This window comes from Desulfosoma sp. (genome assembly GCF_052743555.1).
The window spans coordinates 12,825-24,169 of record NZ_JBRAHS010000006.1 but is presented as its reverse complement, the minus strand read 5'-3'; the positions used below and the strand labels follow the sequence as shown (position 1 = coordinate 24,169).

At 55.9% G+C, this 11,345-nt stretch carries 12 protein-coding genes and 1 tRNA gene; 3 read left to right on the top strand and 10 right to left on the bottom strand.

The window, feature by feature from the left end; genetic code table 11:
- Positions 1–124: 124 nt before the first annotated feature.
- The 9 genes from ACUVSA_RS05020 to ACUVSA_RS04980 form a co-directional block, all read right to left on the bottom strand.
- A complete protein-coding gene (locus ACUVSA_RS05020; protein ID WP_445894011.1) occupies positions 125–508 on the bottom strand; it encodes a hypothetical protein in 384 nt (127 codons plus the stop codon).
- A 9-nt stretch (positions 509–517) separates the two neighbouring features.
- On the bottom strand, positions 518–787 hold the full coding sequence (locus ACUVSA_RS05015; RefSeq protein WP_445894010.1) for a hypothetical protein: 270 nt from the start codon (positions 785–787) through the stop codon (positions 518–520).
- A gap of 30 nt (positions 788–817) precedes the next feature.
- Positions 818–976 (bottom strand): hypothetical protein, encoded by a 159-nt coding sequence (locus ACUVSA_RS05010; protein ID WP_445894009.1) that lies wholly within the window; start codon positions 974–976, stop codon positions 818–820.
- A 4-nt stretch (positions 977–980) separates the two neighbouring features.
- Entirely contained in the window at positions 981–1,328 is a 348-nt protein-coding gene (locus ACUVSA_RS05005) for a dinitrogenase iron-molybdenum cofactor biosynthesis protein (protein WP_445894008.1), read from the bottom strand.
- Between the two features lies 1 nt (position 1,329).
- On the bottom strand, positions 1,330–2,784 hold the full coding sequence (locus ACUVSA_RS05000; RefSeq protein WP_445894007.1) for a sigma-54 interaction domain-containing protein: 1,455 nt from the start codon (positions 2,782–2,784) through the stop codon (positions 1,330–1,332).
- Positions 2,785–2,903: 119 nt separating this feature from the next.
- Positions 2,904–3,326, bottom strand: a complete 423-nt coding sequence (locus ACUVSA_RS04995; RefSeq protein WP_445891642.1) for a DUF1634 domain-containing protein — start codon at positions 3,324–3,326, stop codon at positions 2,904–2,906.
- A 51-nt stretch (positions 3,327–3,377) separates the two neighbouring features.
- A complete protein-coding gene (locus ACUVSA_RS04990; RefSeq protein ID WP_445894006.1) occupies positions 3,378–4,340 on the bottom strand; it encodes a sulfite exporter TauE/SafE family protein in 963 nt (320 codons plus the stop codon).
- 89 nt (positions 4,341–4,429) lie between these two features.
- Positions 4,430–6,349, bottom strand: coding sequence for a 1,4-alpha-glucan branching protein GlgB (gene glgB / locus ACUVSA_RS04985; protein ID WP_445894005.1), 1,920 nt, complete (start codon positions 6,347–6,349; stop codon positions 4,430–4,432).
- Positions 6,350–6,521: 172 nt separating this feature from the next.
- Positions 6,522–6,845, bottom strand: a complete 324-nt coding sequence (locus ACUVSA_RS04980; protein ID WP_445891645.1) for a carboxymuconolactone decarboxylase family protein — start codon at positions 6,843–6,845, stop codon at positions 6,522–6,524.
- Between the two features lie 265 nt (positions 6,846–7,110).
- Here ACUVSA_RS04980 and hisB point away from each other — a divergent pair, with 265 nt between their 5' ends.
- Both hisB and ACUVSA_RS04970 read left to right on the top strand, forming a co-directional pair.
- Positions 7,111–7,707, top strand: a complete 597-nt coding sequence (gene hisB / locus ACUVSA_RS04975; protein ID WP_445894004.1) for an imidazoleglycerol-phosphate dehydratase HisB — start codon at positions 7,111–7,113, stop codon at positions 7,705–7,707.
- Positions 7,708–8,541: 834 nt separating this feature from the next.
- Positions 8,542–8,618, top strand: a tRNA-Met gene (locus ACUVSA_RS04970).
- 80 nt (positions 8,619–8,698) lie between these two features.
- Here ACUVSA_RS04970 and ACUVSA_RS04965 read toward each other — a convergent pair.
- Positions 8,699–9,805 carry a helix-turn-helix transcriptional regulator gene (locus tag ACUVSA_RS04965; protein WP_445894003.1) on the bottom strand — a complete coding sequence of 369 codons (1,107 nt, stop codon included), beginning with the start codon at positions 9,803–9,805 and terminating at the stop codon, positions 8,699–8,701.
- Positions 9,806–10,353: 548 nt separating this feature from the next.
- On the opposite strand from ACUVSA_RS04965, the gene ACUVSA_RS04960 reads away from it, so the two are divergent.
- Positions 10,354–11,325, top strand: coding sequence for an ARPP-1 family domain-containing protein (locus ACUVSA_RS04960; protein WP_445894002.1), 972 nt, complete (start codon positions 10,354–10,356; stop codon positions 11,323–11,325).
- The last annotated feature ends 20 nt before the right edge of the window (positions 11,326–11,345 follow it).

Sequence of the window (11,345 nt, the reverse complement as noted above, 5' to 3'; positions counted from 1 at the left end):
TGGGCGCTCGTCTGAGAATGGCTTTTGGGGGCCGTTGTCATTTCATTATTGTAGGAGCGCCGCAAGGCACGATCAGGCATCGCGGCTAACGCCGCTCCTCCGAAAAGTGTTCTCGGACAGGCTCCTAGGGGTTGACCGCCACTAGGATAAAATTGGGGTGCACAAAATGTGCGTAGGCCAAAAAGACGTGGCGGCCCAATGGGTCGATGGCCGTGGTCACGTTGGCTTGATAGCTGATCGGGAGCGCGGGCAACGGGCATTTTTCCAAAACACCCCCATAAAAACGCGAAGGCGTCCGAAAAATGCCATCCCAGTTGATGAGAAAGGCGTCGCTGTCGGCTTCCAGGCCCATGGAGGCGATGAGTTCATTGAACCTTTGCGTGTCAATGGTTGCCCGAAGAATCCAGCGGTCCCCTTCAAGATTCGTCTGTTCCACGGCGATGACCACATGGGGGAATCGACGATACCCCAGAAACACATCGCTCACATAGGTTCCGCGAACACTCACTTCGTGAAACTAGATCTGGTCTGAATAGTCCTTGTCCTTGAGATCATAGGGACCGACGAAATTGACCTGAACGCCTCGAGCATTAATCAGACCCAGGTCCACAAAGCCGGAAAATTCCTGTTTGACCACACGATAGATATGATTAAGGCGCAGAGGGTCCGCAAGCTCCTGATACCCATAGGCGCGCGCAATGAAACTCACGGCGGATTTGCGCTCAGCAATGAAGAACTCAAAGGAATGTTTCGTCTTATTGACGATGTTACGCAGAGGGTTGGCCACTTCCTAGCGGAGCACTTTGCGATATTCATATTAGTTGATGGCGGCCATCAGCACCAGCGGCACAAGGGTCATCACGGCCATGAGGATGATCAGGTTGCGACGAAGAATGCGGTAACGGTCGGCACTGCTCTCATCCACCTCAAAGCTGAACGTTGTCTTCATGTGGTGAAGCCACCGATCCCAAAACATGCCTTCACTCCTCAACGGAGCGCTTCAAGAGCACTGCGCCTGACCTCAAGCCACCCTCTTCTAACGCCTTCTTCGCCGCATCCAGCACCGCTATCACGTCGTCATCGACCGTGTTTTTTTTCCATACCAGATAATCATAATGCTCTTGCTCCACGCCCCCGCAAACCACGACGTCCGCCCCTTCGGAAAGGATAAGCTGACAAAGATTCTCCGCGGAAGCCTGAGGCATGACCACGGTGCGTTCTTCCAGAAAATGGCCGTCGGGTCCCTGCACACCAATCCAGACCTCGGAGGTCAGGTCGAAACGTGGTGCCACTTCCATGCCGTAAAGGGGAATGATCACGCGCGCCATGCTAGGAATCTTCTCCTCGCTCCGACTCGGCCGATGCCGACGACAAGAGCCCATATTGCTTCATCTTGCGCCATAGCGTGGACCGGCCCCAGCCCAGAATCTCCGCTGCTCGATGGCGCCTTCCCTTGGCCTTAATGAGCGCCTTCAAGATAAGGCGTCGCTCCACCTCGCCCCAGTCGGCGCCCCTCTCCTCAAGAGGCATCCCCAAGGACACCTCGTTCTCGGCAGGTTTCGATTCCCACGCTTCCGAAAGGTTTGAAATCAGCTTCACGCGCGCCTCCGTCAGGTAGGACGGCAAATGATGCCGCTCAATGGTATCCTCCCGACACACATTCACCGCATATTCTACGATGTTTTTCAGCTCGCGCACATTTCCCGGATAAGAATACTCTAAAAGGCATTGCAGCGCGTCTTTGGAAAACCCATTGATATATTTATGAAAATCCGAAACGAAGGCAGCCGGGAAGTGATCCAGCAACAGCCGAATATCTTCGCCGCGTTCTCGAAGCGGTGGAATATGCATGCGCACCACGTTCAATCGATACAGCAGATCCTGGCGAAACCTTCCCTCTCGAACCATGGCTTGAAGGTCTCTATGTGTGGCCGCGATGATGCGCACATCCACCCGCATGCCTTTGGTGGATCCCAAGGGATAGATGACATGATCGTCCAGGAAAGTGAGCAGCTTGACCTGAAGGGGCAGGGGCAAGTCCCCGATCTCGGTGAGGAACAAGGTCCCGTTGTGCGCGAGGCGAAATCGGCCCGGCTTGGTTTCCACGGCCCCGGTGAAGGCCCCTTTTTGGTGACCGAACAGTTCGCTCTCCAAAAGCGTCTCCGGCAGGGCGCCGCAATTCACTTTGACGAAAGGTCCTTTGGCCCGGCTGGACAATTGATGAATGGCTTCGGCGAGAAGATCCTTGCCTGTACCCGTCTCTCCGGTGATCAGCACCGAAGAGTCCGTCTGGGCAATGCCTGGAAGAATGGCAAAGAGCCGCTCCATAGCGGGGCTTCGCCCAATGATGCGACTGAAGCGGAACGCCTGGCCTGACCGCGATTCCAGTTCTTGAAACGCTCGAAGGTCTTCCAGAACCTCCATGAAGCCGGCGAGCCGCCCCTCAAGATCCTTCAAAACCACATAGCTGATCCGCAGGGGAACCCGGCGACGATCCCTGTTGATCAGGTCCCCTTCCAGGCACCGCGCGCCACCCTCCCATGGGGATTCCGTCAAAGGACATCCCAAGAGACATAAGTTGCTGCGCACCACGTGACGGCACGGAAGACCTCGAGCTTCCGCGTGGCTTAAGCCCGTGAGCACTTCCGCCGCCCGATTCAGGTAAAGAACCCTTCGATGCCTAGACAGGAAAATCACAGCGTCGGGAAGATCGTTGAACGCCGCGGCGCATTCGATGGGCTTGGAAAAGAGTCCGGAAATGAGCGGGGGAGCCGCAGGATGCATAATGGGTTACCTCTCGAATGTCACGGCGGACGGTGTTCTCGTCCCGTCAACAACCATACTTCCCCATTCACGAGAAGGCAACTGGCACCACGCGCGGCTTTCCACCCTTCAGTTCATCCCTAATGGGCGCCGGCTCCAAGAATGCCTGAAGCCGCCAGCAGAAGAGCCGCCATCTCAACAATGACGATGACAAGGAAAGCCATATCTTTTTGGCGCACATACGCTGGAATGAGCGTCGCAAAGGCGATAATGGTCATGGCTCCCAGAAGGGCGATGCCCAAAAAATTCAAATAGTCGCCCTTGCCTAAAAGCAGAGCCCAGCCCCAACCGTGCGGCGCGCCGGATTGTGCCAAAAAATCGCCGACAGGAAGACGCCACAGATGGGGCAGTTGATCCAACGGAATGTGCGGGTTCGCTAATCCCGCGACGTAAATCACGTACGTGATGATCATAATGAAAATACTGGCCCAGCAACCGTAAAACAAAAGATCGGCATAGAGCAATTGCTCCGGAGATGCCTTCGCACTGTCCCTCGACACCATGGTCCACCTCTCTCCTCCAGATTCCTACACAACCGCTTCGTTTCAGCAACGCTAGCCGATACCCAAACCATTCAGAAGGGCCTTGATCCCGGAAAACAACAGCACGCCAATGACCAGGTACCGGATCACCTTGGGCTTGGCCACGGCCAAAATGCGCACTCCCACAAAGGAGCCCAGCATCAGGCCCACGATGGACGGAATGGCCATGAGCGGAATGACGCATCCTTTGTTGAGATAGACCCAGGCGGCCGAAGTGTCTGTGATGGACAGAAGAAACTTGCTGGTGCCCACGGCCACCTTGAGGGGAGCGCCCATGAGAAGGTTGAGCACAGGAACGTTGGCCCATCCCGCTCCGAGACCGAACATACCGGCCATGACACCAATGACGATGAAGAGGATCATGCCGGGAAGCGTGCGATGCGTTTTCCATTCCACCACCTCCCGAGTGGACTCTTCGTAGTACACCCCACTCATGCCCAGAGCCCGCCCGACAGCGTCTTGGGCCTTCACCTGGGGACGCTCCACGTTTTTGGACGTTGCCAGAAGAATGGCGATAAAAACGATGGTGGCCCCCAAACAGATCTGCACCACATTGGTGGGCAACGCCAGCCCAAGAAAGGCTCCGGCAATGGCGCACGTGGAAGCGATCAAGGCCACGGGCAGAGCCAGGCGCAAGTTGGCCAGGTTACGCCGCAAAAGCCCCGGACCTGCCGCAAGAGCCCCAGCCAAAGCCACCAGAAGCCCGGCGCCCCGAACAAAGTCGAGATGAAAGGGGAAAAAGCCGCTGACCAGGGGCACGTACAACACGCCGCCGCCCACGCCGGCCAGCACGGCAATGATGCCTAGGATAAAGCAAAAAAACAAAAGAACCAAAGGCCAGAACCACCACGGCTTGTTGACTTCAGGGACCGCCGCCTGCGCTTCGGAGGCCAGAGCCCATGCGGGGCTCGTCACCACCGCCGCAAAGACGGCCCAAAACAACGCACCTAACCCTTTTTGCAGTCTGTTGACCATGCCATACCCCCCCCGTAAGTACTAAAACCCATGCCTATCGTGAAGGATTGCACAAGGCGTTGGCATATTAATCAGTCGAGGCCGTGGAGTCAAAGGGAAATTTCCCCGGGTTTAAAGAAAACAGCCGCCAGGGGGGGCAAATTGATGGTCAAGCAGTAGGGCCTGCCGTGGTAGGGCGTGGCCTCGGCGACCACGCCTCCCAGATTGCCTTGGCCGCTGCCGCCGTAGACGGCGGCATCGCTGTTGAGCACTTCATGCCAAAAACCGCCGAAGGGCACGCCGATGCGATAAGGAAACCGAGGAACGGGAGTGAAGTTCAGGGCACACACCAAGACGTTTTCCACTCTTTTGCCGCGCCGCAAGAACACCAAGGTGCTCTGGTCGCTGTCATTGCAGTCGATCCATTCAAACCCGTGCGGTTCGTTGTCCAGTTCATAAAGGGCTGGCTCGGATTGCAAAAGCCGGTTCAAGTCCCGCACCCACTGCTGCACGCCTCTGTGCGTGTCGTGCTCCAGCAGGGGCCAATCCAGCGATGCGTCATGGTTCCATTCGCTCCATTGACCGAATTCCGAACCCATGAACAGGAGTTTCTTGCCCGGATGGCCGTACATGTAGCCGAAGAGCAGCCTCAAATTGGCGAATTTTTGCCACAGGTCCCCGGGCATCTTGGCCAACATGGACGCTTTGCCGTGAACCACTTCGTCGTGGGAAAAAGGCAGAATGAAGTTTTCCGAAAACGCGTAAAGCAGGCTGAAAGTCAAAAGGTTGTGGTGGTATTTTCGGTGGACTGGATCTTTGGACATGTACAGCAGGGTGTCATGCATCCAGCCCATGTTCCATTTGAAGCCGAACCCCAGCCCTCCCAAGTACGTGGGCCGCGACACCATGGGCCAGGCCGTGGATTCTTCCGCGATGGTCAGGGCGTCGGGGTGTTCTCGATACACCATCTCATTAAAACGGCGCAGAAAGGCGATGGCCTCTAGGTTCTCGTTGCCGCCGTACATGTTGGGAATCCATTCCCCATTGCGCCGGGAATAATCCAGGTAGAGCATGGAGGCCACGGCGTCCACCCGCAACCCATCCACATGGTAGACGTCGAGCCAGAACAGAGCGCTGGAAATAAGGAAATTTAAAACTTCGTTGCGCCCGTAGTTGTAGATGAAGGATTTCCAATCCGGATGAAAACCTTGTCTCGGGTCGGCGTGTTCGTAAAGGTGGGTGCCGTCAAAGTAGCCCAAACCGTGTTCATCAGTGGGAAAATGCGCGGGCACCCAGTCCACGATGACCCCGATGCCGTGCTGGTGTAGGGTGTCCACAAAGTACATGAAATCCTGGGGTGTGCCGAAGCGGCTGGTGGCGGCAAAATAACCGGTGGTCTGGTATCCCCAGGAAGCGTCCAAGGGATGTTCGGTCACCGGCAGAAGCTCCACGTGGGTGAAGCCCATCTCTTGAACATAGGCCGCCAATCGAGGCGCCAGTTCCCGGTAGGTCAGCCAGCGGTTCCCTTCTTCGGCCACCCGCATCCACGAACCCAGATGCACTTCGTAGATGGCCATGGGGGCGGAACGGGAGTTGCGGTCTTTGCGAGACTGCATCCAGGCCTTGTCTTGCCACGCATACGCGCTGAGATCCCAGACAATGGAAGCCGTTCCGGGTCGCTTTTCCGCGTAAAAGGCGTAAGGATCAGACTTCAGCACGTAATAGTCGTTGAAGCCCGATCGAATGGCATATTTGTAAAGGGTGCCCACACCGATGTCTGGCACAAATCCTTTCCAAATCCCCGTATCTCCGAAAGGCTCCAAGGGATGGGCCGCCTCATCCCAGCCGTTGAACTCCCCCACCACCGAGACCTTTTTCGCATTGGGAGCCCACACGGCAAAGTGGACCCCGTCCGCGCCGCTCAGTCGGCATGGATGAGCTCCCATTTTCTCCCACGATCGGTAAAAATTCCCCTGTTTCCAGAGATACACGTCAAAGTCGCTGAAGAATCGCCACCCGCTCTCACTCATGCTCCCGATTTCCCTTTCCCGCTTGAGCTTGGCCGTCTGCGGCCCCGTGCCGGCCTGTGCCCTGGTCGGCCCCCGTCAGTGCCATTTTCCGCATGCCAGCATGCCGTTCACGCGCGGCACATCCCAGCCAGGCACCAAAATCCATCAAGATGAACGCGGTTTTTGCGATCTCTCAGGAGGCCTTCTCCAGCTCCTCCTGCGCCCAACTGAGGGCCGCCGAAACGGACGGAAACCCGATGGTGCTCACGAGCAACAGCAGCGCGTGAACAATCTCCTCTGAGCTCGCTCCTGCGCGCAACGCCCGCCGCACATGGCTGTGCACGGCGCCTTGGGAGCGAATGGCGGCCGACGCCGCCAGTTGCACCAGATGAGCCGTCTTATGGTCCAGAGGGCCTTCGCGGCGCACCGCAACTCCCAGCGCATCTAGAGCGGCCATAACTCCCGGATGTTTTTCTCGAACCATAGCGTACCAACGCGGTAATTGCTCCTCGGCCATGAGACTTCCTCCTTGAGCGTTTCCTGTGAAGAGCCTGGACCCCCTAAAGCGCTTGGCATAACCTTTGGGGCCACCTTGGTTTTTTACTCTACCTCGACCTACCTTTTGAGGCAAGGCGCTGAACGGGCATGGGGTCCTCCGCCGTTTACATGTAGAAGAAAAGCCTTTATACAGTGGAAGTTGGCGCACGGTGCTCTACGCTGCACAGGACCGGGCCGCGCGCCCCGTGGAAAAAGCCCCATTGGTACGCGCTCAAGGAGTTGCCATGGACAGGGACTCACGTCAGGCAATGGTAGAACGACGAACCCGGGAAACCGCCATCACTGTCAAGATCTCGCTGGACGGTACGGGAACAGCGGAGGTGGACACGGGTCTCGCCTTTTTTGACCATATGCTCACCCTGTGGGCCGTGCATGGTCTCTTTGATGTAAGCATTCGGGCTCAAGGGGATTTGCATGTGGACGGCCACCACACCGTGGAGGACGTGGGCATCTGCCTCGGCCAGGCCCTGTCCAAGGCGCTGGGGGATCGCAAGGGGCTTCGACGCTACGGCACATCCTTTGTTCCCATGGATGAAGCGCTGGCTCAGGTGAGTCTGGATCTCTCCAATCGCCCTTATCTCGTGTGCCGCTTGCCTGCCATGGCCGAGCGGGTGGGCGCTTTTGAAACCGAACTGGTGCCTGAGTTCTTTCGCGCTTTGTGCCAGCACGGTGGTATCACCCTGCACATTGCCGTCCCTTACGGGGACAATACCCATCACATGCTGGAAGCGGTCTTTAAAGCTTTTGGCCGCGCCCTGGACGAAGCCACAACCCTGGATCCCCGCTACACCACCGTTCCCAGCTCCAAGGGTGTGCTCTAAGAGAATGTCCTAGGCCGGCTTTTCAGGGCCCCTTTCGTGCAAGGCTGTCGGAGCGCCGCAGGGCACGATCTTTGCTCGTCACTGGATGCCCATGAAACACGCCCCGAGCCTGGAGTCGCGGCTTGCGCTGCTCCTACAGAATAAAACGAAAACGGCTCCGAAAAGGTCTTCTCGGAGACTCTCCCGAGAAAGCCTTCCGAGAATGCCGATTTTGGTCGCATTCGACCTTGTAACTTATTAAAATTGCTTGGTCGTCAACTGTCAAAATCGAATTCTCAGACTAGCTCCCGAGGCTTTTGTGAGAGTGTTTTTGCGGTGATCCGTTTGGATGGACGACCTTCTCACCGTCTGTGAACGTGCGGACCAGCGGAAGCCGGTCCCTTTGAAGAAAATCGAGCAAGCGAACCCTTGGCATCAGAGGGACGCGGTTCCGCGCGTCTGGAAATTTTCCGACCGCCATGTAGCAGTCCCACCATTGTGCACGCCCGGATCGTTGCCAGGCAAAGGCAATCCTGGACAGACTCTGAGCAGACCGTTGTCAAATCACTTTTCCCGGCTAAACATTACCGATAACCCGTTTCAAAAGAGCGGACCTGTCCTTGCGCTCCGTCGCCAGGCTCAATGCGGTGACCACAGTATAGGCCGCAATCGTCACCGCTCCGAGGCACAGTTTCATAAAATGGAATCGCCCGTCATGCCCAAAAGCCTTTTTCCGATGCACTCCTGAGCAACCTCTCACATCGCGGCGTCCGACACAGCCTGGACGAATGCTTGACAGTGATTTTCTCCTCTTGACTTCTCATGCACCGTGAGCTATACAACATTGCTCGTTGACGCGGGGTGGAGCAGTTAGGTAGCTCGTCGGGCTCATAACCCGAAGGTCGGAGGTTCAAATCCTCCCCCCGCTACCAGAAAATCAGGGACTCGGCCGTAAGACCGAGTTCTTTTTTGTTGAAAAGGCTTTGCAAAAACCCGGGGTTTCCCTGAACTATCACTGATCGATGCTCATGGACAGTTTTCGGCACCGTTTGCCCGGGCGCATTGCGGATCGAAGAGGGGCTCCGGCCCGTAAAAAACACCGTAACGTGTTGCCCGTTTTTCGGAAGTAGCCATCAGCCATTTTGCGGCACGTCTCTGCAACGTCTCTTTTGAGTCGAGGAGGCTCGATCACCCAGGCGTCGTTTCCAAAGGACAGAATCCAGCGCTTCACATTGTCATAGCCGGAAGTCTTCAGGTGCAAATATAGGCTTCCGTCCGAATTTTCTTCTATTGTGTAGCGCCCGGGCCATACCCTCTCCTTGACATAAGGGGCCGCTTCATTCGAGAACCATAACTTTGCTTCCACAGGGTCGTTCCACACAACATCGAAAGCCTGCGACAAGAGTTCGTACGGATTCAGCCCTTCTGGGTATTCAAATGTTTCTTTGAGCAGGGTGATCTCTTGAATCCGCTCCACGGCCAAGACGCGAAGGGTGTCCACGACGCAGCTCACTGGTTTCTTCATCTCGGCCAACTGCACCATCACATAAAGGCCGCCTTGGCTTTCAAAGAAGTGTAGCGGATGAGTGGGAAACCTATATTCTTTTTTCTTGTGAAAAGAATAATACTTCACCAAACAGCGTTTCTTTTGAAGAATGGCATTTGTTAGGCACTCAATGATATCTTCTTTCTGAGAATAATCTTTCTGCGGCCTTGGGTTAAGTATAGCCAGGCGCTCCAGGGCTTCGACACGCCTCTGATCATCTTCCGAAAGATAAGCTCTCAAGCGCTTCAATAGATTCTCTATGCGGGATTTCATTTGTGTTCCCCGAGTCACCCGATCTTGACTCAGCACCACGTGAATGAGAATGATATCGGACAAAGACAAGTCGAAATTGGGAATGGCAATATTGGGTAACTTTTTGACGTAGGACTTGATCAAGCGATAGCTTTTCGGATTCTTGCCCTGGACCCCTTCCACTGGAAATCCCAGGTACTCAATGGTGCCAATCCATCGGTAAACTGTTCGCTCATCGCACTCGAGGGCTTCCCGAAGTTCTTTGAGTCCTGCACCCTGTGGTTTCGCCAGACAATCCACCACTTGCAAAAGCTTGCTCAACTGCTAAAAGCATGCGCTAGCCATCTGTATCCTCCTCGGCGTGAGAGGCCGCAAAAAGCGCCCCCCAAACCCCGATCAGCGTGTGCGACAAACCTGCCTCAAGTGGCCCCCGGCGTATGGAACCGGTCCGCATGCAACTCTAAAAAATGAGAGAGGACGATAGACCCCCTCAATAGGTCATTGGGCATCGAAGGGTGCCCACTTGAGAGAAAAAACTTTCGACCGCTGCCACTCTAACCCTAACACTTTGTCATTCCTCGAGAAAAAAGAAAACGCCGGGAGCGAAAAAAATTCGGGGGAAACCTGACACGAAATGTCAGGGGGCATGGGTATGGTGCAGACCACACGGAATGAGGCTCCCCCTTTGGGAGGCACGATAACTCCAGGGGGCTTCTTCTGGAAGGGGCCCTTGAAGCCTCGAAGGGGGCGACGTCTCGTTAGCCGGCCACATCGTGGATGTCCGTTGGGCGCAAAAGGAAAGAAGGAGGACAGCATGAACGAAAGAGTGACCACGCTAAAAAATTGTCCCTGAAGACCTTGTGTTGGGCATGACCAGGACACACAAAGCCCTGGGCATGGTTTGTCTTGTGAGGGAAAATCCAGTACCTTCGCTTTCCAACGTATGGCTGTTGGAGGAGGCGCTTCGAAACGGCGCCGTGCACATCATGGAAATGGGTTCCTTTGGTCAGGTTCCTTTTTTGCAGTTGGCCAACGACGGGGATCGACCGGTCCTCATTCTGGATGGCGAAGAACTGGTGGGTGGAAAGCAAAACCGCATCGTCAACACCACGGTTCTTGTGCCAGCCGCCCAGAAGATCATCATTCCCGTCTCCTGTATGGAAGCGGGTCGTTGGCGTGCAAACCGTTCGGACTTCGAAGCCGGACAGGCTGTATTTCGAGCTCGGTCCAGGGCGAACCATAAGGAGAGTGTCACCCAAAACCTGCGTTTTCAAATGCAGTTTCTCAGCGATCAGCACGCGGTGTGGAGGGAAGTGGACAGATCCCTTGACGAGCTGGGGGCTGTCTCGGAGACGCGGGATTTCCGTTCGGCTCGACAATGCCTGGAGGATCGGATCGCACGTTACTTGAGCAATCTCAGACCCGTGAACGCTCAGGTGGGCGCCGTCTTTTTCGGCCCTCCAGGGGTCCTAGGCTGCGAGCTTCTGGGGCCCTCCGATCTTTTTTTCAAGGCATTTGAAAAAATTCTGAAAAGCTTCGCCTTTGAAGTGGCGTTGTTGGAGGGCGAGGTTACGGCGCACCACCACAATGTGGCGAAATGGTGGCACGAGGTTCTGAGCACACCTGTCGAATGGTTCGACTCGCCCGGGGATGGCCAAGATGTGCGCTTGGAAAGCCCTTTAATGATCGGTTCGGGCCTGGTGTGGAACGACCAGCTTATCCATTTTTCCTGCTTTCCCAAAGAACTTGTCCACACCGGTCATGGGCCTTCCTTCGGCACGCATAGGCTCTCGGTCACGGCCCGCCGTCGCACCATGCGTCGTCGCCAGGAAGACACGTAGAAAGAATCCACCGCTCGCCA